Raw genomic sequence first — 25,442 nt, 5'->3', positions numbered from 1 at the left:
TTTCAACTCTTAACTCTTAACTAAAAATATCCCACTTAATTCCCAATCGGATAATAAAATCTCTATACGGCTGACGTGGTGCAGAATAATAGTTGTAAGGATTTCCTATTTTTAGCCAGTTGCTCACGGGCACTTGCCATTGTTCTAAGGAAAAAAAGATGCGCATCGTACGCACTTTGGCATTGAGAAAAAAGTCAAACATCGGAAAGTTACCCGTCTTCTCTGCCGTCTGTACAGCAAATTCTCCTAGAAGCGGATTGTACTGATTGGAGTAATATTTGGTGAAGTAATTAAACCCTATCCCCGTTTGTAAGTACATTGCCTTGTTGAACAAGTGTGATGCAAAGTAAAAACTATTGCGAGTCACGAAAGTAGGTACATTCAAAATATTGCTATCTTGTACCACTTGCTGGTAAAGCATAGTGTTGTCTAAGCCCCATTTACCAAATTTAAATTCTTTCTGTACTTTCAGTTGCAAATATTGTATATTGCTACTGTACTGCTCAGGACGCACTTTTCCTAAGGTTTCTTCTTGAAAATAAGTGTAGTTGTTAAGATTGGTAAGACTGAGCGACGCATTCCCCCATTGGGTTTTCAAATCGCCATAGAGGGTCTGGGTATTCTGTTTGTTAAACGAAGTATAGTTATCCCAATTAAACTGCTTGTAATCGCTTTGATACAGCAAATAATTAAAATTAGGCATAGCCGAATGCAATTCAGCTCCTGCGGTGATGCTGTTCTTATCGTCAAAAGCATAGGCAAGTTTTCCACTCAGTCTAGTTCCTGTCATCTTGCCTACAAATGTCTGTTCGCCCTCTGCCTCTATGCTGAATCCACCCACTTTCTTATGCCATTGCACACCTAAACTCAGGTCGGTATCCTTAATTTGTCGGCGTTGCAACACTCCCGATACGTAGTAAGCATTCTGGAAGTAATAATTGTAGAAATAAGCATTTCCAAAGAGGAAAGTCCTACCCAGATAGGGCAATTCGAGCTCTACTCCCAAGCGGTTGATCATCTTCTTCAAGCGCGCCTTATCGTGAAGGTTTTGGGGTACATAGGCATTGCCAAAATAACTGTTGCTTTGGGTTTCGTCATAAGTATAATGTTCGGTTTCGTAGCTAAACAAATGGCGGAAGCGTATCTGCTTGTACAAAGCCAGCGAATCGCGGTTGCGCAAGAAAGCGTAGTCGTGTTGCAAAAAATAACGCTTGCTCTCCCGGATATTCTCAGCATTGAGCAATTGCACGTCTATTGTCGCACGGTTTTTAAACTGTTTTTCACCTCCCTCAAACTGCTCGGGCGTTACTATACCTCCATTCTCCTGACTGGTGATATCGTGAGAAGCAAAGTGTGCAAAGGCAGTGTATTTCTTGTTAGGCGATACGTAGGAAAAGCCCGCTCTAAAATTGCCATTACTCACCAAGATACGTTGGTATTTACCCAAGGAACGTAAACCTTTGTAAGCGACAAAGATATTGAGGTTGGGCTGTAGATTGATTGAAAAAAGGGTGTTCAAAAACTGACCTTGTTCCATACCGCTCTTGTAAGTAAACTCAGTAAGTGGCGTAGGCAAATGGTAATAAGTTACCTCTTCGGGAGTGAGGTAAAGTTGTTTTTTAGCTTCTGCCCCCATCGAAGGCAGGTAATCCTGACGGCGGAAGTCGTAAGAGAGTGCATTATAAGGTTGCCCCATATTCGAGAAAGGCATCTTGCCAAACATATCCTTTCCCCACTCGTTGTTCAGGTAATACTTTTGCATCGTAAGCGAAGTATCTATCGAGGTGGTATCGCGGGTATAAGTAATAATTTTGTAGTCGCGTGCAGTGAAAGTAATGCTGTCTTTCTTCTTTTTAGGACGCAACGACTTAAAGGTTACCTCGCCCTCCTGATTGTTGTTCGCACTATCGTCTTCTTGTGCCCAACTCAGCAAGGGAAATAATAACCCTATAAGAAAATATATAGTTTTTTTCAGTGTCATTCGTTTCTATTTGGGGGCAAAGATAGAAATAATTTGTCAATTAGCCAATTTGTTAATTTTAGATACAGGTCAAACATACCAAATTTATTCGCTAGTGCGAGCTTGCTATTTGTGCCTATCTTGTTATATCAATTGCTGAGACTGTCCGAAAAGCCTTAAAATCGCATTTGCGTCGCTATACTTTGCTAAAGTTTCAGTCTTTGGAAAAGTTGATTACCCTGATAATCAATTCCTTCTAGTTATATTGTAGGGGCGATTTCCAATTGCCCTCACAGAACAAAACTTTTGGGATAGTTCAAGCTTTTATAATTAACCAATAAACTGCATAACTAACAAAACAACTATATTTTTAATCTTTTATTTGTAAATATTTTTGCTAATCAATAAAATATCCTTACCTTTGTGTCATTAAATTATAAATGATAAAGTTATGTTGTATTTTTTCAAATCCATCAGAAGACCAGTAAAACACTGGTACATTCCCCTTATTTTAGGGATTTTGTTCATTCTTTGTGGTATAGGGGTAATTATATCACCACAAGCTTCTTATCTTACCCTTTCAATACTCTTTAGTCTCTCATTCTTAATATCAGGGATAACTGAATCCTTCTTTGCCCTACAAAATACTAAAACTCTCAACGGTTGGGGCTGGTATTTGGTAAGCGGACTCATTTCATTGATAATGGGTATTTTTTTACTTATGTATCCCGCCCTATCAATGTTTATATTACCATTGGTAGTAGGATTCACATTGTTATTCCGTTCGTTTCAGTTACTCGGTTTTGCTTTCGAAGTAAAAGAAGCTGGTGTACTAAATTGGGGTAACTTAGCCATAGTAAGTGTATTGGGTATTATCCTTTCGTTCATTTTGATTGCTAATCCTATCTTTACAGGTATCTCATTAGTAGTGTTCACAGGTTTAGCGTTTATCTTCACAGGTATTTCTTCTGTAGTACTTTCGTTCAATCTAAAAAAGTTAAAAAGTTCTGCTCAAAAGTTATCAGATGATTTAAAGAACCGTATAGAAGACCTCGAAAAAGAAGTGAGAGAAGCTTTAAAATAACAACAGATTAGCAAAATACCACTGGCACGAGTCTATAGTTATACTTATGACTACAGAACTATAGTGCTTTTTACAAAAAATACCTCCAAAGAATTAAATACTCTTTGGAGGTATTATGATTTTATAATTGACGCGCCTAAACCCAATATCCAGGACCTTTTTTAAGAGTTATCTTTACTCTTACCTTCAGTAATTGGCATTATTGCACTGTGGTATTAAAAGAACACTCCATTGGTAAACCCATACCACCGCAATACCGTTTCGCCCCACAAGAGTATCATCAACCAACTGATAAACATCATCGTGATACCAAACTTGAAGGTGTCGCTCCAGCTGTATTGATTGGTAGTGTATAGCAGGGCAGCAGGTTTACTGTTAAAGGGCAGTACATACACGTGTCCCACAAGCATTGCTACGGGGAAAGCCAAACTCATAATCGGATACCCGTTTTTCTGAGCTACTCCTATGGCAATAGGAATGAATATGAGGGTAAGCATTGTTTTAGATTGGAATATAAGCGAGAAAAGCAAAATCCCTCCTGTAAGTATCATATACAATACCCAAAACGGAGTGGCTTGTGTTATCCCTAAACTACCAAAAAGTGCATCTATAAGTGTGCCAGGTAAACCCGTCGCATCAAGTCCTGCCCCTAAGGTATAAGCACCTGCCGAGAACAATAGCAAGTGCCAAGGAATGTCTACATCATTCCATTTCACTACGCCTACACCCGGAAGCAAGGCTACTACGGCTCCCATAAAAGCTACTGCTGTTTGGTTGATACCGTGTTGCTTATCAGTAGCCCACAAAATGAGTACACAAAGAAAAATAGCAATCGCTTTATATTCCTCAAACTTCATTTTTCCGAGCTTGTTAAGCTCTTCTCTAAGCCTTTCCATACCCCCTTCAATCTGTGGTACGCGCTCTTCTTTTTTCAGTGGAAAATATATTTTCGAGCCTACGAACCACGCGATGAGAATAAGCAACACGCTCATCGGAAAGGCTGCTTTAAACCAATCCTGATAACTAAAAGAGCCTATACCCATAGCTCCTGCTATAAGAGAGCCCGCTAAAAGGGCTGCCCCTGAGCCTGTCAAGAAGGCATTAGCTCCTAAATTGATTTGGAAGAGGTTCTGCAATATCAAATTCCTACCGAAGTTATTGCGGTGTTCTCCTCCCGTAGCCCCGTAGATAGCGGCTATTACCATAAAGATAGGCAACAGTATAGCAGCTTTGGCAGTAGTTGCCGAAATAAATGCCGATAGTACTAAGTTAATAATGATAAAACTCAATATAATACCTCCCGAATTTCTGCCAAACTTCAACACAAACCACAAAGCAAATCGCTTCGCCACCTGCGTTTTCACTAACATACTCGCCAAGATAAACGAAAGAATATTGAGCCACATCACAGGGTGTCCTAATTGAGCATATGCTGTCTTGTCGGTCGTGACTCCACAAAGTACAATGCCCAGTATTACCAGTAATGAAGTGAGGTAATTGGGGATTGCTTCGGTAATCCATAAAATAATAGCAGCTACAAAAATAGCCAGCATCGCGTAGTTGATGTGTATAAACTCGTTGTGTGTTGCCTCTTGTAGGGTTATTTTTTGCTCGTCTGAGAGTTTTTTTTCTCCCTTCATTGTAGCTGTTAGTTGTTTGGTTTTAGCCTTTTCTATTTGGGCATACCGAGCCATCGCCGATTCAGTAAGCGGTGTCGTCTTCTCATTAGTATCAATCCGGTTGATAAACGAAATATTGGCTACCCAGTAAATAAGCACAAAGGCGAGGATAGCAAGCGGTCCTCCAATGCGTTGGAGGAACCGCTCTACCCCTGTTTTTTGTACCTTTGGCAACTTTTCGATATGATAGTTATTCATATCCAAAGGGTCAAAGGGTGGCGTGTGGTCGGTATTGTTTGTCATTTCCAGTTCTTATAAGGGTTCTTCATTAACATTGAATTGTAATAACGCTTGTCGCCTGTTACTTCTTCTCCCAACCACTCAGGACGGGCAAAAGTAGCTTTCTCGTCGGGTAATTCAATCTCTGCCATTACAAGTCCTTCATTGTCTCCATAGAACTCGTCAATCTCAAAACAATAGTCGCCGTTCTTTACCAAATAACGTGTCTTGTCTATAATACCTGGTTCACATAGCTTCAATAGCTCTTGCACTTCAGCTACGGGTATTTCCTTTTCCCATTCAAACCGGCTTGCGCCAGTTTCATTACCGATGCCTTTTATGGTAATGAATCCTTTATCGCCTTTTATGCGCACTCTCACCGTGCGTTCGGGAACGGAGCTCAAATAACCTTGGGTGATACGAGTCGCCTTAAACGATGCTGCTTTATAGGCATCGCTCTTCACCATAAATTTTCTTTCTATTTCTTGTGCCATAACTTAATTTGCTAAGGGTTTATGTATCATTCCTATCACGCGTTTAATCGCTTGCAAGTAGTTGATGTTCTCTACTCCTTCCAACCCGCAATCGGCAATGGTTTTCTTTATATCTTCTATCTCGGTAGACTCTGAGTTAATGGTTTTCACCAAAGCCCCATTGATATATACGTTGCCGGTTTCGCAAATGGTATTGTTCACCATATAACCAAAACGCACCTTCTCAACGGTTACTGCTTGCAAGTCGGGGTGTGCTTCCACCATCTGTAAGAACTCTCCTAAGGTGTATTCTCCTTTGGTTAGCTCAGGCATTCCTTGCACTTTAAAAGCGGGGAATACTTCTTCTTTAAGCACTTTTGCCGAGATGGGGAACTCTCCTTTCATCAGTGGGTTCCATTGTTCTAATCCATCTACCTTTTGTACAAAGGTTTTGATGTCCATCTTACCATCGCGAATTTTAGTGTTGTTCACATCGTTAGTCCTACTCACAATATAGGTTTCGGTATTGCGGCGTTCCCATACTTTTTCAGGAACAGGTACACTTAGGCGTGCCATACGCTCGGCTTGTTTAGCAAAGCAACGCCCAAAACTGCGAAACTCAAAACGCGGTTTAGAAATTTCGCCAATCTTTAATTCTTCTTTTGCCATAATTATGTTTTTATATCATTTATTGTTTAATCGCTTATTTTGTAATATTTCCCTACAATAACCGTCCCTACTCTCCTCCTCTCTCACTGCTTAACAGTCTCATCTTCTGTTCCTGTCGCAGGGTTCGCTTTCCCTTGGGTTGGGTCTGCTTGCATAAATTTACCTGTACCATCAGGACATCGGCTCCACGATTTCGTAACTGCCGCAAGACTCACTTTGCCCCAACCATCGCCTTTTTCACCTCGTTGGAAGGTATTGAGCTTAGTTCCCTCAGGGCTGTAAAGCTCTATAAGCACATTTTTCTTGCTCGAAAAACCCGAACTGAACCCTCTCGGGGTAGTACCTTTGGCGCCTACGATAGCAAAATGTGAGTGAGGGGCTACCACTTCACCCTCAATACCCGTCCACACAAGTTCTTCGTCTTTTTTAATGGTTACGTCTTTTAGTTTGATAGGAGTATCGCCGTTGTTGTAAAGTTCTATAAATTTTTCGGCATCGGCGCCTGCTCCGTAAAGCTCGTTGAGAACCAATTTAGTGTAGTCCGAAGGCTTATCGCCTACCACATAGCTACTTTCTTTTACGGTCGAAAATCCTGCGGTATTCACTACTGTTACTTTGTAGGTTACTTTTGTTTTATCGGCTTGTGCCGGAATAGTCCCTGTAAAAGTATTGTCCTTGCCCGTCATCACTACGGTTTGGTTGCCTGCTCCTGCGTTGTAAACCAAAGTTACTGTCGAAGGTGCTTGTAGTCCCGGAGCTATTACAGCGGTTACCACTACGTTGTCAGTCGAGGTAGGGGCTGCGGGTGTAAGCTTCACCGATTTGATAGTCGAAGCTCCCTCGTACACTGCATCTTTCACACAACCTGCTGTGATGACCAATATTAATAGAAGTATGTATCTTAAACTTTTCATTTTAGTAATGGTTTAAAAGGTGAATGTTTAGAAATTAATTTCAAAGCGCATAGCGAGCATATGGTAGCTCACACCGCCTTTGCCTTTGCCTTCCACCGCTTTTTTATAATCGGTAGTTGGGGCTCCTGTGGCATCGTGCCCAATAATCAGTTTGCCTCTGCCGTTTGCATAACGGTCGTTGTTGGTATACTGATAGTTCAGAGCTATTTTCACGTTGTTATTCACATAAAAGTTCAACCCCGTAGTGAAGTTTGCTCCTGAACCTCCATACACGTCTTTGTCGTTCAAGCTGAGGTAATCACAGCGCATTGCCAGCTCCACATCACCCCATTCCTTGCCTCGTGTAGGCTGAGTAAACTCGCCTTCCGATACGTTAAACTTCTGTTTGCCACCAAAGAGCAAATACGCTGCTTGCACATACCACCCTGTGAAATTGTAATAGGTAGCTTCCGTAGTAACGTGGTTGCCTATCCACTCTCCTTGTACGCGGAAGCCTCCGTAGTAAGCAGCAGCTTCTACCCCGCGCAACCATTCGTGGTCTACATTGGGTATAACATCAGTGTCTAAGTACTTTTTGCGGTTAATCGAGGTAGAGTTGCGGGTACTAAAACGCGCTCCGCCGTAATCCTTAGGTGCTACATCAGTTTTAGGAGTGCGGTAAGAGCCCTTAACTCCTAAATAACAACCTTGCATACGGTCTTCGGTATAAGGCATCCAGCCCACTTTACTGGTGATTGAATACCCCTGGTTGCGTCCGTAATCCTTGTTGTTGTCTTGCACATTGGTCACTTCCTCAACGCCAGCTACTCGTTGCAAAAACATACCAAGCGAAGCCCTAAAATGGTCGCGCAAGTACTCTCCTTGAATACCCAAATGTCGTGACGGCACTAAGGCTTTACACACCATAGGGCGTTCCATAAAGGTTAAGTAACGCGAACTAGTAGTTTGCTCCATCGAGAAATCCTCTTTGAAGTTTCCCACCTTCAAGGCTACGTTCTTAATCCCGTCGTATTCCACGATAGCATCTTTAAGTTCAAAAATACCATCGGCGAAATCAACGTCCACTTCACCGTACCAATCTTTGGTAACTTGTGCCTTTACGGCAAATCGAGCACGGCGAATAGAAGCACCGTTGCCTATCTTGTCGTAATCGCTCTTAGCGCCAAAAAACGTAGCAGCATCCACTTGCACACGGTTGTCAAACCAAAACTTATAGTTCTGATGTTTTGATTCAAAAACCAAGATATTGTTACGTGCCTCTGAGCGAAGTTCTTTTCTATCGACTGCCACGCCATATTGGTTATAGCGAATGGTATCGAGCTCTTGGGCTATAGCTGTACTGAAGAAAGACAGCAGTAGCCCCCAAATTAAAAAGGATAACTTTTTCATCGGTTAAAATAATGTTTGTTAATGGAGTTGGTAAATTATTATTATAGTTCTTTTAACGCCACAAAGGTAAAAACTATTTTCCAATTAGCAATGAATTATTTTCTTTTTTTTTGATTTAAGCTGAAAAATCCTTAATTTTAACATAACACACCTTTATCTCACCTCTATCTTACTTTCGATTATTTTTCTATTTTCAATTTTTAACTATTCACTTTTAAGCTATTCACTGTTTAACAGTTCACTATCAACTCTTCCTATAATTTCACCCTACCATACCTCTATCTCTTCCCTTTTCCGTCATACTCCCCCTAGTACCTATAGCCTAAGACCTCACACTTCCCCATTTTCTCATTTTCAATTTTGCTAATTCCCTAATTATCCCTTCTCCTTTCCGTCATACTCCCCCTTAGTGCCTATGGCCTAAGGCCTAGTGCCTCTTCCTCTTTCTTTCGCCTCGAAACCCTGTTTTTACCGTTTTTAGCGTTGTTGTATTATATTATGAATCAACTTTTTATACACTCTTTCTATACCAATCGTCCAAGATTCGTATAAGCTTCCTATAAGCTCTCTATAAGCTAACCCCACCCTTCTAATAGCCTTTTTTCATCAAAATTCTTCTCAGCTCTCTTTCGTTCTCCTCCGATATCTTTCTCCTCCTCCTAACCACCCCAATACATCGCTTTTTCATCTCAAACTTTGGCAAAGTTTTAAACTTTGCCAAAGTTAAATTACTATTATTGCCATCATCAGCATTTTTGGTATTAAAAAATTTTTTCCTACCTTTGCACTTCATTGCATATTACACTGCTTTCATTGAAACATCTTAATTATGCGCATTCTTTTTTACATAACGCTGTTTTTATCCCTGCTCGCCTGCGATTCCAAAGAGAAGAAAGAGGAGGTAACACCCTTGCTCTTCCCCGATAATACGCAAATGCTTTTCCGCATCAACGATAAAGATAACTTCCTCAGTGCCATTGCTAACAATACCTTTTGGAAGACGCACAATCCTCATCAGTTGCGCCCACACGAGGTAAAGCTCCTTAATAGCATTCCCACCGATGATAACTTGTGGGTAGCTTTTGATACCGAAGGTCATTTCTTTGCCATAACTCCCCGTATTAGTAACGATACTATTAGTTTTTGGCGCAATGCCGATACTCAAATCCAAAAACAAGCTCAGTTTGGTAAAGAATGGTTTTACACCATAGCCGATAACAACTTGGTTATAGGCGATTCCGAGACCGTTTCGGCTTATCAACAACTGAAACAAGAAACTAAAACACCACGGCAACAGTCTTTGGAACAACTCCAAAAAGTAGGTAATACCGAATGCGTTGCCACTCTTTTCTTCCAAAAAGACGAAGCAAATGCTTACTTCAAATCGTTTTTCGGAACCGAGATATTGCAAAATGTAAAAGATTGGGTCTCTCTCGACCTTTTCTTAGAAGAAAACAACATACGTTTCAGCGGTATGGCACTCATTGCCAACGCCAATGCCGATATAATGGCACACACCCTACCCTATCAAAACAATGTGTTAAACGTACTTCCCGCGCGCTTGCGTTCACTCGTTTCTTATACTTTCGACGACGGCGATAAGCTCGCTCAAAACGATAGTACAGCTACCAATAATCCGTTTAAAACCTCTATCAATGGGGTAGCTTTCGCTCAAACCCCCGAAGGTCAATTTGCCGTCGCCTCTTCTTTTGATGTAGATGAGACCATCAAACAGTTGCCCGTACTCTCAGAAGACTTTCAGCACAACTTCTCTATGTACGAACTAAACCCCGACCTCCCAATGGATTTTTTCACGGCTTTTGTACCTCAGTTTGTCCCTAAATACGTCGGAGTGTATGAAAAGTTTCTCGTATTTACTACCACCAAAGACCTTCTTACCTCAGTAATCAACGATATGCAACGAGGCAATGTGCTTTCAGCCAATAAATCTTACGATTGGTTAGAACAAAACAGCGCTTCCAACGTGAGTGTTACACGGCTCACAAATCTTTATGACAACACCGCTTTTAGTAGTAAATATCCTTATATAGCCGAAAACTATCGCTGGGCAGTATTCCAACAAACCCCTCAAAACGACTATTACGTGCTCAATTTCATCAGTCAAAAACAAACTGAAAGCACTCTTTCCGATGAGATGAAAGAACGCTTCCGCCTTACGTTAGACGACCAAATGGTTATCCCTCCTACTATTCTCTTAAACCACCGCACCAAACAACTCGAAATAGCCGTGCAAGACACCAATAACGATTTATATCTGATAGGTAACAACGGTTCTCTCTTGTGGAAAAAACGCTTAGACGGAAAGATACAAAGCCCTATTTACCAGGTCGATTTATTTAAAAACGGCTTCTTGCAAATGGCTTTCACTACCGAAAAGTCTATCTGGATTATTGACCGCAACGGCAATGTGGTAGAGCCTTTCCCTCTAAAATATCAAAACCCTATCACACCTTTGGAGGTGTTCGATTACGATAGCAATCGCGAATACCGCTTCCTCTTTGCCGAAAACAATATCTTGCACCTGTTAGACAGAAAAGGACAACAAGTGAAAGGCTTCTTACAGCGCACCAATGGAAAACCTTTGTTTACTCCTAAGCATTACCGTTTCAATGGCAAAGACTATCTTATCTACCCTTCCGATAATGGTATCTTTAACATCTTGCACCGCAACGGTGAAAACAGAATAACAGTAAAGGGTAACTATCGTTTCTCTAACAATCCTCCTTTGGTATTCAATAACTTGTTTATGTTCACCACTCAAGAAGGTAACCTTATTTCTATCGATGAGAAAGGAGGAATGAATCGCACAAATCCATCGCTTGCAGAACCTTTTTATTGGGAAGGTAATCGTTATGCACTTACCTCTCTTTCGGGCAACATACTTACCATAGGCGGGCAACGCATTGAACTTCCCGAAGGTAAATATGCCCGTCCTAAACAGTTCCGTATTCGTGGCATCAACTACGTCTCAGTAAACGAACAGAACACCAAAAAAGCCTATTTATACGACGAAAAAGGAAAATTGTTAAAAGACTTTCCCGTAGAATCAGTATCCCCCATTGCAATAGATGTAGATTTAGATAAATCTATTTGGATAGTTACTGAAAAATCACCCACTGAATTGGTGCTCTACACTATGAGACAATTAGCTAATTAATATCGAATTGAAAAAAGCAGTCATCATAGGCTTAGGTCTCATAGGAGGTTCCTTTGCCTTAGAATTAAAAAAACGTTTGGGCTACCACATTGCTGGTATCGACCTAAACCCTAATCATATAGAAAAAGCCTTAGCCTTAGGCATCATCGATGAAAGTACGGATTACAACCATCTCACCGATGCCGACCTCGTGCTCATAGCAGTACCCGTGAACCATATAGGCGAAGTGCTTATAGAGGTACTCAATAAAGTAGGCGAGCACACGTTAGTAATGGACGCAGGTTCTGTAAAAGGTCACATCTGCGAAGTAGTAGCTACGCACCCCCATAGGCAAAATTTTGTAGCAGCGCACCCTATGGCAGGTACCGAGCATTCAGGACCTGAGGCAGCTCTTTACAACCTCTTCGATGGGAAAGTAATGGCTCTTTGTGAAGTAGAAAAAAGCAATTGGCAACTGCTTGACCGTGCGTTAAGTATTGTAAAAGCCCTTAATATGCGCGTGAAGATGATGCAACCTTCTGACCACGACTTGCATACTGCCTATGTATCACACCTCTCACACGTAAGTTCGTTTATGCTGGGCAAAACCGTTTTAGAGATAGAAAAAGACGAAGCTCAAATCTTCGATTTAGCTAGTACAGGTTTCGCTTCTACGGTACGTTTGGCAAAAAGTGACGCTCAGATGTGGTGTCCTATCTTTTTGGAGAACAAGGACAATGTGCTAAAAGCCCTCAATGAATATATCAAGAATTTAGAAGCTTTCAGAACCCTCATCGAAACTGAACAATCCGAAGCCCTTACCCAAAGTATCCACGAAGCCAATTATATTAGGAAAATACTCAAATAGTATTCTAATACCAAACGGGTATATACGCGAGCCGTAACGTGTATATACCCGTTTAGTGATAGATATATACCGCTGACCTCACAGGTATATACTTTTCTAATAATAGGTATATAGCGCATTAAAGTATTAATAAGTATTATTTTGTGCTCTCAATAAAAGTTTATACCTTTGTGCCAAATTTTACCTTTTACCTAATTATGAAGCCATTTCGCCTCTTTTTCACTAATCGTCGCAACCTCACTTTTGTGATATGCCTGTTGCTCTCGGTATTCATTTGGTCGCTGAAGAAACTCTCTAAAAACCTCATCAGAGAATTATCGGTACCAGTAACGGTTATCAATCTGCCAGCCGACAAGGTATTTTTACCCTCTGCTCCTAACTACGTGAGAATAACAGTAGAAGGCAATGGTTTTTCTCTTCTGAAATCCTACCGACAAAACGCTACCCTCACCGTAGATTTCTCCGATTTGCAAGAGGTGGGCGAACACTTTTATACACTCTCTAAAAGCAGTAAGGACAAGCTCAGCAATACTTACCTATCGAATTTCAGAATACGCTCGGTAGTCTCCGATACTCTACAACTATACTTAGTACCCAAACACACCAAAAAAATACCCGTAGTAGTACACCTAAACGTGGAATTCCCTAAAGAATACCAACTTACGGAACTGCGCCTCTTACCCGATTCGGTAGTAGCTTCAGGTAGCCAAAAAGTGATAGATACGCTCACACAAGTAACTTTCCAATACCGACACAAACGTCCGCTAAAAGACAATTTCGGTGAAACTTATACGCTCAAAAGCACTCCTTGGGTACATTATAACGCTCATAAAATTGTGATGCAAGCCTTTGTCGATAAGGTGAGCGAGCAGGAATTGCGCGTGCCTGTAAAGGTGATGGGCGTACCGAAAGAGAGTCAAGTAAAAGTCTTCCCCGACGAAGTGAGTGTACTTTGTACAGGTGAATTGAGTATCTTAAAGACACTTACTCCTAACGATATAGAAGTAACTGCTGATTTGTGCGAAGCAACCGACAACCATATACCACTACAACTCAATACTCATAAACGACGCATAAAGGTAGCTTTTATGAAAGAAACCTCCGTTGATTTTCTAATACGCAAAGAATGATGGTAGTAGGACTTACAGGAGGTATTGGCAGTGGCAAGAGCACGATAGCCAAAGAATTTGCTGTCTTAGGGATTGCAGTATTCAATTCAGATGAACAAGCCAAAGCGCTCATCACTAACAATGCGCAGGTAAAGAAACGCATTATGGCTGCTTTTGGTGAGGAGGCTTACCAAAATGGAGAGTATAACCGCGCTTATATCGCCCAGATTGTGTTCAACAATTCTGAGAAATTGGCGATACTCAATGGCATTGTACATCCTGCTCTTGCAAAATATTTTAAACAGTGGGCAAAGAAGCAAACTTCACCTTATGTACTGAAAGAAGCCGCTATCCTTTTTGAGAGTGGAAGCTATAAGGATTGTGATTATATCATCACGGTTACAGCACCTGAAGAAGTGCGTATTGCCCGTGTAATGGCACGCGACCATTGCACCGAAGCCCAAGTGCGAGCGCGTATGGCACAACAATGGAGTGATGCCCAGCGCATTGCCCTTTCAAATGCGGTAATTGAGAACATCGATTTAGAAAGTGCCAAAGAACAAGTAAAGAGAATACATTTTCAACTTTGCCAAAGTTTGTAACGCAACGGCATTTGTCAATTGTCAATTATGAATTATCAATTAAAAAAGATTATCATTATATCAACCCTTATCATTGCCTTTTTAGGTATTACTTACGCTCTTTACGCCTTTCTGATGCAGATAGGGGTAGACGAGGGCTATGAACCTATACAACCTATTCACTTCTCTCATAAAATTCACGCAGGTGATAACCAAATCGATTGTAAATATTGCCACTCAGGGGCACGGACTTCGGCAGTAGCAGGTGTGCCCTCACTCAATGTATGTATGGGTTGCCATAATACCATTTCGGAATATGAGGGTGAGGAGGATCTCGCCAATGGTTACACTAAAGAATTTTATACCAAAGAAATCAAGAAATTATACGAAGCAGTAGGCTGGGACGAGCAGAAATTTCGCTATACGGGTACTCCTAAAGGGGTGCAGTGGGTGCGCATTCACAAACTCCCCGACTTTACTTATTTCAATCACAGTCAGCACGTAGCAGTGGGTGGATTGGAATGTCAGAAATGCCACGGAGAAGTACAACAAATGGAGGTGGTACACCAGCACGCTCCTCTTACGATGGGGTGGTGTATAAACTGCCACCGCCAAATGCCTGTGAATGCTAACAACCCTTATTATCAGCACTATGAAGAAGTGCATAAGGCTTTGGCTAAAAAGCTAAATGTAGCCAAACTGACGGTTGCCGAAATGGGAGGCTTAGAATGTGCTAAATGCCACTACTAATAATTACGAATTACGAGTTACAAATGACTAAAGAGTCCATACATAACATACCAACATCACGGCGGGATTTCCTAAAATTCTTAGGTTTTTCTACGGCGGTGGTAGCCTTGGCAGGTTGCGAAGGTGCTGTACACAAAACAATTCCGTATGTGATACAGCCCGAAAGTATTGTAGCAGGTGAAGCCAATTACTACGCTACTTGCATCGCCGATGGTTTTGACTTTGCCAGCGTACTGGTGAAAACTCGCGAAGGGCGCCCCATTGCTGTATTGCGCAACCCCGAAGCCAAAGCAGGAGGGGCAGTGAATGCAAGGATATTGGCATCGGTATTGAGTCTATACGACGAAAATAGGAAACCTCCCACCATTGCAGGGGAAGGTTTTTGGCAGAAAATTGACACCGATACTCTTTCAGCCTTAGAGAAAGCAAAAGCTGAAGGCAAGCAAATTGTGATGCTCAGCCAAACACTCGCAAGCCCGTCAAGTTATGCCTTAGTAGAACTATTAAAAGAAAAATACCCTACCTTTAAGCTCGTTGAATACGATACCATATCAGAAGATGCTATTCTCACCGCTTTTGAATGGCGCTATGGATTGCGTGCAATGCCTGATTACGATTTCAGCAAGGCAAAGCTCATTGTTTCCTTTGATGCCGATTTCTTGGGCGATTGGAATGGCGGGGGCTATGAAGCAGGCTATGCGCAAGGACGTATCCCCAGCAAAGCAAACGGAATGTCGCGCCATATTCAGTTGGAAGCTAACCTCAGCCTTACAGGCGCTAATGCCGATGAGCGTATCGCCCTCACCCCTCAACAACTAAAAATAGCTTTAGCACAATTCTATATTTTTTTAACAGAATATCAAACTTCTCATTCTGAAGATCTTCCTGCTGAAATCAATGAAAAACTCAAAGCAATAGCCGATGAAGTAAAAAAAGCGGGTAGTGATGCCGTAATCGTAACAGGTATTGATAAGGACAATGCCCAAGAACTCACCTTTGCGCTGAATAAAAGACTGAAAAGCAAGGCTTTTATACCTGAAACACCCGTACTCACGCGCAAAGGAGATATAGTGTGGAAATTCAAACCATTGCTCACCGATATGAACGAAGGCAAGGTAGGCGTTCTCTTTATCAACAATCTCAACCCTTTATACAGTTTGCCTAACGCCGAAGCATTTGCCACAGGCTTGAAAAAAGTACCTTTTTCGGTATCCTTTGCGATACGTGTTGATGAAACTGCCGTGCAAACGACCCTTTGGACGCCTCAACCTCATTATTTAGAGTCGTGGGGCGATGTAGAATTTAAATACGGGCACTACGGACTGATGCAGCCTTGTATACGTCCGCTTTTCAACACCCGCCAATGGCAAGACTGTTTTTTGCAATGGATAGGACACAAGGAGAGCTATTACGATTTTATCAAAGCTCATTGGGAAGGCCATATCTTAAAAGGATTTCCTTGGGAACAAGCCCTACACGACGGCACTTTTGTAGATAAGGAAAAAAGATTTGATTTTGAACAACAAGAAGAGGAACGACTAAGTTTATTCCGCACCAAAGAATCTTTTACTGATATATCTATCTCTCAATTACTTATAAGCCAAACGGAATCGCCTTTTGAACTTTCTCTCTACACTAGCACCGCTTTGGGCGATGGGCAGCAGGCTAACAATCCTTGGCTACAAGAGCTCCCCGACCCTATCCACCGCACTACGTGGGATAACTTCCTCACGATGCACCCCAGCGATGCCCAGCGTCTGAGTATTGAAAATTGGCATACAGCTGATGGTGCTTTGGACGGGCATCAGGCGAAAGTGAGTGTTAACGGCAAAAGTATCATCGCTCCCGTACTCATCACTCCTGCACAAGCGCAAGGCAGTGTGGGGCTTGCCTTAGGTTATGGGCGCAAGTCAGGTATACAAACCGAAATGCAAATAGGCGTGAATGCCTTCCCTCTTTATAAAGACCATTGTAAAAACCAAGGCGTACAGATAGAAAAAGCAGACGGCACACACGAATTTGCCTGCTTGCAACTGCAAAATGAATTGGTAGGGCGCAAAAATATCCTGAAAGAAATCAGTTTAGATACTTTCTTAAACTCCTCTGCCGAAGTGTGGAACCCTCAACCCCCTAAAACAAAGAAAGACTCTACCAGCCCACATCACTTTAAACTCTCTATCGACCTGAATGCTTGCACGGGTTGTGCGGCTTGTGTGATCGCTTGCCACGCCGAGAACAATGTGCCCGTAGTAGGCAAAGAAGAGGTGCGTCGCTCACGCGATATGCACTGGTTGCGCATCGATCGTTATGAATCAAGAGAAAACGAACAAAGGTGTGTTGGTTTTCAGCCCGTGATGTGTCAGCATTGTAATAATGCCCCTTGTGAGACTGTTTGCCCTGTAATCGCTACCGCTCATGGACAGCAAGGACAAAACCAAATGGCTTACAACCGCTGTGTGGGCACGCGTTATTGCGCCAATAACTGCCCTTACAAAGTACGCCGGTTCAACTGGTTTCAGTATAGTGAAAACAAGCAGTTCAACTACAATATGAACAACGAAATAGGGCGTATGGTGCTCAACCCCGATGTAACGGTACGTTCGCGAGGGGTAATGGAAAAGTGTTCCCTCTGTATCCAGAACACCCAAGCGGTGATTCTAAAAGCCAAAAGAGAAGGTCGTGCAGTTGCCCCAGGAGAGTTCAACAATGTAGTAGCTTGTGCCGCTGCTTGTAACACAGGAGCTATGGTATTTGGCGATGCTAACGAAGAAGAAAGCAAAATTGCCCAACTCAGTGCCAGCGAACGTATGTATCAGCTTTTAGCTGAGCTCAACACCGACCCTAATGTGGTGTATCAAGTGAAAGTTAGGAATTAGAATTTATGAAGTTTTACATATTTTTGATATACTTTTGGTGTGTTTCTCCTTGTGTGCTTTATGCAGGGATAGACCACTTGTTGCCTGAGCCACAACAAGTCATCGCTAATGGACAACGTTACAAGGTAGCCTCGGCAGAAATGCGCCCGCTCATTATTGTAGAAAGAGTAGCCGATTTGCCCGAAATTCCTATCAATAAAGAAGAAGGGTATCTATTGGAAGTTACCAAAAATTATATCCTCATTCGGGCGATCAGTGGGAGAGGCGTGTATTGGGCAAAACAAACCCTAAAACAACTTTTGGTTACCAAAGGCAATAAAGCCTATTACGAAGGGTGCAAAATTATTGATTATCCTGCTTTTAGAGTGCGTGGTTTTATGCAAGATGTGGGGCGCACCTTTATGAGTTTGGAGGAGTTGAAAAGAGAAATAGCACTACTTTCGCAGTACAAAATCAATGTATTTCATTGGCATCTCACCGAAAATCAAGGGTGGCGTTTGCAGAGTTTGCTTTATCCTGAACTCAATGCACCGTCTAGCTATGAGCGTATGCCTGCCCAATACTATACCCTACAAGAAGCCAAAGAGTTGATTGCTTTCTGCAAAGAACACAATGTATTGCTCATCCCCGAAATTGATATGCCTGGACACAGTCGCGCTTTTGAAAAGGCTTTTGGGGTAGATATGCAATCGGAAAAAGGAATGGCAATTCTCAAAGAACTATTGGATGAGGTAGTCGAAAATTTTGATGTTCCTTATATTCATATAGGCACTGATGAAGTAGTTTTTAGCAATCCGCAATTTGTACCTGAAATGGTGGCTTACCTGCGTAATAAAGGCAAAAAGGTGATTTCTTGGAATCCTGGGTGGCAATATAAAGCAGGTGAAATAGATATGACCCAACTGTGGAGCTATCGGGGTAAAGCACAAAAAGGCATCCCTGCTATCGATAGCAAATTTCACTATATCAATCATTTCGATGCTTTTGCCGATTTGGTTGCCCTCTACAACAGCAGAATTTTAAATGTAGCCCAAGGCGACGATGAGCACGCGGGAGCTATTATAGGGCTGTGGAATGACCGCTATATCAGAGGAGAGAGAAATATTCTCATCCAAAACAATTTCTATCCTGCAATGCTCGCCTTAGCCGAACGCTCTTGGAAAGGAGGAGGTAGCGAATATTTTGATGGCAAAGGCACTATGCTCCCTACTGATACCAGCGACCCTATATTCCGGCAGTTTGCTGATTTTGAAAGGCGTATGTGTTGGCATAAAACCCATCACTTTACTGCCGAACCCTTTGCCTACGTACCTCAAACGAAAGTAGTTTGGCGCATTACCGATGCATTCCCTAATAATGGCAACCTTTCTCTATCTTTTCCGCCTGAGAAAGCCTTAAAAGAAAGCTACTCTTATGAAGGAAAAACTTATCACACCCATAAAGCTATAGGGGCTGGCATTTATTTGCGACATACTTGGGGTAACCTTGTACCTGCTTTCTATAAAAAACCTCAACCCAACCACACTGCTTATGCGTACACTTATGTATATTCACCCGAAGAACAATCGGTTGGTTTATGGGTAAGTTTTCAAGATTACAGTCGGTCGGAAAAAGATCTCCCTCCGCCACAAGGCAAATGGGATTACAAGGAGAGTAAAATTTGGCTAAACAATACTGAACTCTCTCCTCCTATATGGGAATCAACTCACAGAGAGCTCTCTAACGAAATACCTCTTACTAACGAAAATTTTCAAGTGCGTCCTCCTTTACAAGTTAGGCTCAACAAGGGATGGAATAAAGTGTTGCTCAAGCTACCTGTGGGTGCTTTCTCTACCCCTGAAGTGCGATTGGTGAAATGGCAATTCACTTGTGTGTTTGTAACTCCCGACGGCAAGGATGCTGTAAAAAATCTTATTTATGCAGATACTCAACGATAAATCCTATCATACCATCAGTGAAGATATAGCGCGCCCCATCGAAGGTCGTGCTTCTCGCGCGTGGTGGATTGCCTTTGGCATTACCCTTTTTGCGACCCTCTGGGGGATATGGGCAATATGGGTAACCTTGCGCGACGGCATAGGCGTGTGGGGGCTCAACAAAAACGTAGGTTGGGCGTGGGACATCACCAACTTTGTGTGGTGGATAGGTATCGGGCATGCAGGAACGCTCATCTCGGCGGTATTGTTGCTCTTTCGCCAACAGTGGCGGGTGGCTATCAATCGCTCGGCTGAAGCAATGACTATTTTCGCTGTGTTGCAAGCGAGTATCTTCCCTATCCTACATTTGGGCAGACCGTGGTTGTTGCATTTCAACTTGCCTATTCCTAACCAATACGGCTCGTTGTGGGACAATTTCAACTCGCCTTTGTTATGGGATGTTTTTGCTATTGCTACCTACTTTTCGGTATCTTTAGTTTTTTGGTGGGTGGGCTTACTCCCCGATTTTGCGATGTTGCGTGACCGTGCTCTCAAGCCTTTTCAGAAGAAGATTTACAGCTTGCTGAGCTTTGGGTGGAGCGGGCGTGCCAAAGATTGGCAACGTATGGAAGAAACAATGTTGCTCTTGGCAGGTATTGCCACTCCGTTAGTCATTTCAGTGCATACTATCGTCTCTTTTGATTTTGCTACTTCGGTGGTCTCTGGCTGGCACACTACTATCTTCCCGCCCTACTTTGTTGCAGGGGCTATTTTTTCGGGGTTTGCAATGGTTAGTTTGCTACTGATTATCTTGCGCAAAGTATGCAAGTTAGAAACCTATATCACCCTCAAACACATCGAGTTGATGAATACCGTGATGTTAGTGGCAGGTAGTATTGTAGCGGTTGCTTACCTCACCGAGTTTTTTATGGCGATGCGTTCTCACTCGGAGTTTGAAAAATACGTCTTCATAAATCGTGCTACAGGTGATTATGCGTGGGCATTCTGGACGATGATTATTTGCAATATAGTCCTCCCTCAACTGCTTTGGTTCAAAAAGTTACGCCGTAGTATTGCCTTTTCAGTATGCGTTGCTTTGGTAGTATGTGTGGGGATGTGGTTCGAGCGTTTTGTAATTATCGTTACCTCACTGCACCGCGGCTATCTGCCTTCATCGTGGACGATGTTCAGTCCTACGTGGGTGGATATAGGGATATTTGTAGGCACTTTAGGATTTTTCTTTTTGTTGTTCTTATTATATGCAAGGAGTTTCCCAATGATTGCACAAGCAGAAGTGAAAGGTGTCAGGTCTCAGGTGTCTGAGGACAGATGTCAGGGGACAGATGTTAGCAGGCAGGAGTCTCTTAACTCTTACCTCTTAACTCTTAACTCGCCTGAAGAACTTTTAGATAAAATAAAAGAATTAAAATCAGAAGGTAGAGAAATTCAAGAAGTATATACGCCTTTCTATGTACACGGTTTAGCCGAAGCCTTAGGGCTCAAGCGCACGCGTTTAGGTAAAGCCACTTTTCTATACGGACTCATAGGCTTGTTTTTCGGGTGTTGGCTCACCTATTTCACAATGATAAAAGACTGGCCAATGGATATTGGCGGAAAGCCTAATGCCACTTTCTGGCAAAACCTCCCCTCTTTTGTACCCATAATATTCGAGTTGGTTGTATATTTTGCAGCGCATCTATTGGTGATTAGTTTCTTTATCAGAAGTAGGTTATATCCATTCAAAAAAGCTGAAAATCCTATAAAGAAAAGTAGTGATGATAAATTTGTAATTCAGGTAAGAGATAAGAAGTAAGAGGTAAGAAATGAAACATTTTAATAATTATATAAAGTATTTATTGCTAATATTATTGGTAGTTGGGTGTAGGAACAAGCAAGAGCGCAACATTGAGTTTATGCCCGATATGTACAAGAGTCCTGCTTATAAAACTTATGAAGTCGCACCGCTCTCCCCTCCTGAACACACTGTAAAAAGAGGTGAGTTGCCCTACCGCTACCCTAATACTATTGAAGGGTATGAGCAAGCTAAAGCACAATTGGGCAACCCCTTAGCAACTGATACCCTACAACAAACTCAAAACCTAACCGATGGCAAAAAACTTTACGGTATCTATTGCGCGCTCTGTCACGGTGAGAAAGGCGACGGCAAAGGCATTTTAGTGCAAAGGGAGAAGATTTTAGGCGTTCCCAACTACAAGAGCAGAGAGCTCACCGAAGGCAGCATTTACCACGTACTCTACTACGGACGCAATACAATGCCCGCTTTTGCTAATCAGCTGAATGAGAAAGAACGCTGGCAAGTAGCAATGTACGTTGAACAGCTAAGAGATAAGAGGTAAGAAGTATGAGCATATTGTTTTTAACATATTCAATTTTGTTGTTTGTAGCGCTTACGTTAGTAGGGGTGCTGGTGTTCTATGCTATTAACAAAGTTACGCACGCTGAGTGGGCTATGAGTTTGTACCCTATAATGAAGCGTATCACAACACCTTTATGGTTAGTGTTATTAGTTTTATTGGGAGTGCTGTATATAGTGCATCACGAACCTTATTTTTTATTGCGTACTGTGGGCTATATGGCAGTATGGGTGGGGTATCGCCATACTTTAAAAAAGTTTAAGAGTTTAACGCCTCACGTACTATTTTTAGTTATTTTCTTTCTTACCGAAACTCCAATGGCGTGGGATTGGTTTTTAAGTCTCACTCCCGAATGGCACAGCACCCTCTTTGCGTGGCAATTGCTCAGCAGTTTTCTGCTCTCAGGCATTGCCCTCATTACCTTATTTAGCAAGCCAGAGCACTATTCTGATTTAGGCAAATACCTCTTTGGATTCTCTATTTTTTGGGCTTATTTGTGGTTCTCACAATATATGCTGATATGGTACGCCAATATCCCCGAAGAAACTGTTTATTACCAAACCCTTCTCAGCAAAGGCTATGGAGAGGCTATTGTAGCAATGCTCATTCTCAGTTTTGCACTACCTTTTCTCATCTTGCTTTCCTCCAAAGCCAAACAAAAAAAGTTGCTCCTTTTTGGAACAGCTATCCTTATATTATTAGGGCAATACCTCAACTTCTATCTAATGGTAATGCCGTTTGTAAAATAGAACTTTACTCTTCGGCTTGTTTTTTAGCTTTCTTACTTCCTTCGTACATCTTATATTGTAACAATCGGCTTTCTAATTTACCATTAAAGAGTTTTATTTTTCGTGAAGGACGCAATCCTACATATTTTATACCTTCTAAATTAGAAGTGATAAACCACGCATCGGTATTGGGGTAATGATGTTTAAGAGTGTTGCCTATTGATGAGTAAAGCTGTTCTACATCGGTTTGTAGGCGCTCATTGTAAGGAGGATTAAACACCATATGTAATGGTTGCTGTTTATCTTCTTTTTCAGTAGCAAAAAAGTCTTTTTGGAATACTTGAATGTACTCAGATAGGTCAGCATTTTTTAAGTTATCTTTGGCTTTGGCTACTGCTGACGGTGCTTTATCATATCCTATAATTTGGTGGTGAAACTCTCGTATTTTTTTAATACAACTGCCAAAGATAAGATTAAAGAGGTCTTCATCAAAATCGTTCCAACGTTCAAAAGCGAATTCTTTTCGGTGTACATTGGCTGGAATATTACAAGCTATCATAGCTGCTTCTATCAAAAAAGTACCACTACCACACATAGGGTCTAAGAAATCACACTGCCCTTGCCAACCGCTGAGCAGTAGGATACCAGCAGCGAGCACCTCGTTGATAGGAGCTATATTGGTAGCTGTACGATACCCGCGCTGATGCAGTGAATTGCCCGAACTATCGAGTGACACAATTACTTCGTTGCGCTGAATATGAATATGTATCTCCAAATCGGGGTGTAATACATCTACATTGGGACGACGACCAGTGGCACTGCGAAAAGCATCAGCAATGGCATCTTTGGCTTTTAAAGCCACGTATTGAGAGTGATTAAAAAGTTCGGTTTGTAAGGTGGCTGTAACAGCGAAGGTCTGGTCTACTCTTAGATAGGTTTGCCAATTGAAGTCATAGAGTTTTTGGTAATATTCTTTCTCACTACGCACATAAAAAGAAGCAATAGGTTTCAGTATTTTTAAAGCGGTACGCAAGCAGAGGTTTGCCTTATACATAAAGCCTTTATCGCCTTCGAACTGTACACTGCGAACGCCTTTGGTTACGTGCATAGCCCCTAAATTGCGCAATTCATCAGCTAAAATATCTTCAAAGCCAAAGAAAGTTTTGGCTACCATTTTATAATTATTTTCCATTAGTATATAAAAATATGGCAAATATACATTATTTTTGCCATTTGAGAAAATAAATAACTGAAAAATGAACTTGCTACATACTGCCGATTGGCACTTAGGACAAACGTTTTACCAATACGACCGCTATAACGAACATCAATATTTCTTGGATAATCTTTTGCAAATTATTGAAGAACAACATACTGATGTTTTACTTATCAGTGGTGATGTGTTTGATACTGCTAACCCTGCAGTGGCATCGGTAAAGCAGTTTTATCATTTTCTTCATCAAGCAACTGAGCGTTTCCCTCAACTGCAAATTATAGCTATTGCGGGTAATCACGATTCGCCTGTACGCCTTGAAATGCCCCAACCACTCTTGGAAGATACACAAGTGCATTTGGTAGGATATGTGAAAAGAAATGAACAGAGAGAGATAGATTACAAACGTCTTATTATTCCGCTTTACGAAAAAGGGGAAGTAATGGCTTACTGCCTTGCTGTGCCTTTTCTCCGCTTAGGGGATACTCCTAAAAATGAAGCTACTAACCCCGATTATACTCAAGGGGTGGAGGCTTTCTACCGCGAAATTACGGAAAAGGCTTTAGCTATTGCCAAAGGGAAACCGCTGATTGCTATGGGACATCTGCACGCTTTGGGAGCAGAACTCAGCGATGAGGACACGGCTGAGCGTCCTATTATTGGGGGAATAGAAGGCTTCAAACCTACGAGCTTTCCTAACGTGTTACAATACATTGCTTTGGGACATATTCACAAAGCTCAAGCCTTAGGTGGTAAAGCTCATATACGCTACTCGGGAAGCCCTATACCCTTATCATTTTCAGAAAAGCATTATCAGCATCAAGTGGTGGCTTTTTCATTAGAAAAAGGACGTGTACAGGATATTAAAACGGTGCCTATTCCGTTGCATACTCCTATGTTAAGCGTGCCTGAACGACCACTACCGGTTAAAGAAGTGCTGAATGCTTTGGCTTCTTTACCTAAGGGAACTACTCATACTCCTGCCCCTTATTTAGAAGTAAAAGTATTACTAAACGAACCTGCTCCTGAACTCAAAAACAGCATACTGAAAGCTATCGCTCATAAACACGTACGCTTGGCGCGTATAGATGTGCGCTACCAACAGCAACAAAACACTACAAAGGAAACTTTGCAAAAGGAAATTACTTTAAACGACCTGCAACCTTATGAGGTACTACAAAGGGTTTACCAAAATAAATTCCAAAAAGAACTGCCTGAATTCTATAAACCTTTGTTTGATGAAGCAATGGAGAAAGCGAATGATTAATGGTTAATGGTTAGTGGTTAATTGATGTGAGTTCGATGTAAGAAAAGTGTAGCTTACGCTACAGAAATCTTACAAATCTTAAAAAAATCAAACAAATAAACAGCTTTGCTGTTTTAAATGTCTCGCACAGATTACACGGATTGCACGGATTTAGACTCCGATTGATTTCAATATTATAGAACAAAAGTGCACGGATTTTAGCAACGAGTTGCTTA

The 25,442-nt window shown here is 41.8% G+C and carries 19 protein-coding genes; 12 read left to right on the top strand and 7 right to left on the bottom strand.

Going from position 1 to position 25,442, the window contains the following annotated elements:
- Nucleotides 1-16: 16 nt before the first annotated feature.
- Nucleotides 17-1,981, bottom strand: a complete 1,965-nt coding sequence (locus ACSQ7D_RS03605) for a putative porin (protein ID WP_437135409.1) — start codon at nucleotides 1,979-1,981, stop codon at nucleotides 17-19.
- 430 nt (nucleotides 1,982-2,411) lie between these two features.
- Here ACSQ7D_RS03605 and ACSQ7D_RS03600 point away from each other — a divergent pair, with 430 nt between their 5' ends.
- Nucleotides 2,412-3,044, top strand: coding sequence for an HdeD family acid-resistance protein (locus ACSQ7D_RS03600; protein WP_048747225.1), 633 nt, complete (start codon nucleotides 2,412-2,414; stop codon nucleotides 3,042-3,044).
- Between the two features lie 215 nt (nucleotides 3,045-3,259).
- On the opposite strand, the gene ACSQ7D_RS03595 is transcribed toward ACSQ7D_RS03600, so the two are convergent.
- From ACSQ7D_RS03595 to ACSQ7D_RS03575, 5 genes are all read right to left on the bottom strand, one after another.
- Nucleotides 3,260-4,966 (bottom strand): SLC13 family permease, encoded by a 1,707-nt coding sequence (locus tag ACSQ7D_RS03595; RefSeq protein ID WP_437135408.1) that lies wholly within the window; start codon nucleotides 4,964-4,966, stop codon nucleotides 3,260-3,262.
- Complete coding sequence (locus tag ACSQ7D_RS03590; RefSeq protein WP_437135407.1) at nucleotides 4,963-5,436, bottom strand: CYTH domain-containing protein; 474 nt, start codon at nucleotides 5,434-5,436, stop codon at nucleotides 4,963-4,965. The genes ACSQ7D_RS03595 and ACSQ7D_RS03590 overlap by 4 nt, the downstream gene beginning before the upstream one ends.
- A 3-nt stretch (nucleotides 5,437-5,439) precedes the next feature.
- A complete protein-coding gene (locus ACSQ7D_RS03585) occupies nucleotides 5,440-6,084 on the bottom strand; it encodes a hypothetical protein (RefSeq protein ID WP_437135406.1) in 645 nt (214 codons plus the stop codon).
- 83 nt (nucleotides 6,085-6,167) lie between these two features.
- Nucleotides 6,168-6,998 (bottom strand): lamin tail domain-containing protein, encoded by an 831-nt coding sequence (locus tag ACSQ7D_RS03580; protein WP_437135405.1) that lies wholly within the window; start codon nucleotides 6,996-6,998, stop codon nucleotides 6,168-6,170.
- 27 nt (nucleotides 6,999-7,025) lie between these two features.
- A complete protein-coding gene (locus ACSQ7D_RS03575; RefSeq protein ID WP_437135404.1) occupies nucleotides 7,026-8,387 on the bottom strand; it encodes an OprO/OprP family phosphate-selective porin in 1,362 nt (453 codons plus the stop codon).
- 829 nt (nucleotides 8,388-9,216) lie between these two features.
- Here ACSQ7D_RS03575 and ACSQ7D_RS03570 point away from each other — a divergent pair.
- The 10 genes from ACSQ7D_RS03570 (at nucleotide 9,217) to ACSQ7D_RS03525 (ending at nucleotide 22,768) form a co-directional block, all read left to right on the top strand.
- Complete coding sequence (locus ACSQ7D_RS03570) at nucleotides 9,217-11,565, top strand: hypothetical protein (protein WP_437135403.1); 2,349 nt, start codon at nucleotides 9,217-9,219, stop codon at nucleotides 11,563-11,565.
- A gap of 7 nt (nucleotides 11,566-11,572) precedes the next feature.
- Nucleotides 11,573-12,412, top strand: a complete 840-nt coding sequence (locus ACSQ7D_RS03565; RefSeq protein WP_002675505.1) for a prephenate dehydrogenase — start codon at nucleotides 11,573-11,575, stop codon at nucleotides 12,410-12,412.
- Between the two features lie 197 nt (nucleotides 12,413-12,609).
- The gene (locus tag ACSQ7D_RS03560; RefSeq protein ID WP_009416999.1) at nucleotides 12,610-13,542 is read left to right on the top strand and encodes a hypothetical protein; all 933 of its coding nucleotides are present in this window, start codon (nucleotides 12,610-12,612) and stop codon (nucleotides 13,540-13,542) included.
- A complete protein-coding gene (gene coaE, locus ACSQ7D_RS03555; protein ID WP_437135402.1) occupies nucleotides 13,539-14,123 on the top strand; it encodes a dephospho-CoA kinase in 585 nt (194 codons plus the stop codon). Before ACSQ7D_RS03560 ends, coaE begins: the two co-directional genes overlap by 4 nt.
- A 27-nt stretch (nucleotides 14,124-14,150) precedes the next feature.
- Nucleotides 14,151-14,852, top strand: coding sequence for a cytochrome c3 family protein (locus ACSQ7D_RS03550; RefSeq protein ID WP_437135401.1), 702 nt, complete (start codon nucleotides 14,151-14,153; stop codon nucleotides 14,850-14,852).
- A gap of 23 nt (nucleotides 14,853-14,875) precedes the next feature.
- A complete protein-coding gene (locus ACSQ7D_RS03545; RefSeq protein WP_437135416.1) occupies nucleotides 14,876-17,728 on the top strand; it encodes a 4Fe-4S dicluster domain-containing protein in 2,853 nt (950 codons plus the stop codon).
- 5 nt (nucleotides 17,729-17,733) lie between these two features.
- Nucleotides 17,734-19,665 (top strand): family 20 glycosylhydrolase, encoded by a 1,932-nt coding sequence (locus ACSQ7D_RS03540; protein WP_437135400.1) that lies wholly within the window; start codon nucleotides 17,734-17,736, stop codon nucleotides 19,663-19,665.
- On the top strand, nucleotides 19,646-21,457 hold the full coding sequence (locus tag ACSQ7D_RS03535) for a quinol:electron acceptor oxidoreductase subunit ActD (RefSeq protein WP_437135399.1): 1,812 nt from the start codon (nucleotides 19,646-19,648) through the stop codon (nucleotides 21,455-21,457). The genes ACSQ7D_RS03540 and ACSQ7D_RS03535 overlap by 20 nt, the downstream gene beginning before the upstream one ends.
- Nucleotides 21,458-21,467: 10 nt before the next feature.
- Nucleotides 21,468-22,001, top strand: a complete 534-nt coding sequence (locus tag ACSQ7D_RS03530) for a c-type cytochrome (protein WP_437135398.1) — start codon at nucleotides 21,468-21,470, stop codon at nucleotides 21,999-22,001.
- Between the two features lie 5 nt (nucleotides 22,002-22,006).
- Nucleotides 22,007-22,768, top strand: coding sequence for a hypothetical protein (locus tag ACSQ7D_RS03525; protein WP_437135397.1), 762 nt, complete (start codon nucleotides 22,007-22,009; stop codon nucleotides 22,766-22,768).
- 4 nt (nucleotides 22,769-22,772) lie between these two features.
- On the opposite strand, the gene ACSQ7D_RS03520 is transcribed toward ACSQ7D_RS03525, so the two are convergent.
- Nucleotides 22,773-23,939: a THUMP domain-containing class I SAM-dependent RNA methyltransferase gene (locus tag ACSQ7D_RS03520; RefSeq protein ID WP_437135396.1), complete on the bottom strand. Its 1,167-nt coding sequence runs from the start codon at nucleotides 23,937-23,939 to the stop codon at nucleotides 22,773-22,775.
- A gap of 64 nt (nucleotides 23,940-24,003) precedes the next feature.
- Between ACSQ7D_RS03520 and ACSQ7D_RS03515 the strand changes: the two genes are divergently transcribed.
- Nucleotides 24,004-25,227 carry an exonuclease SbcCD subunit D gene (locus ACSQ7D_RS03515; protein WP_437135395.1) on the top strand — a complete coding sequence of 408 codons (1,224 nt, stop codon included), beginning with the start codon at nucleotides 24,004-24,006 and terminating at the stop codon, nucleotides 25,225-25,227.
- Nucleotides 25,228-25,442 lie beyond the last annotated feature (215 nt).

The organism is Capnocytophaga sp. G1920 (assembly GCF_051417515.1).
This window is presented reverse-complemented; position numbering and strand designations above follow the sequence as displayed.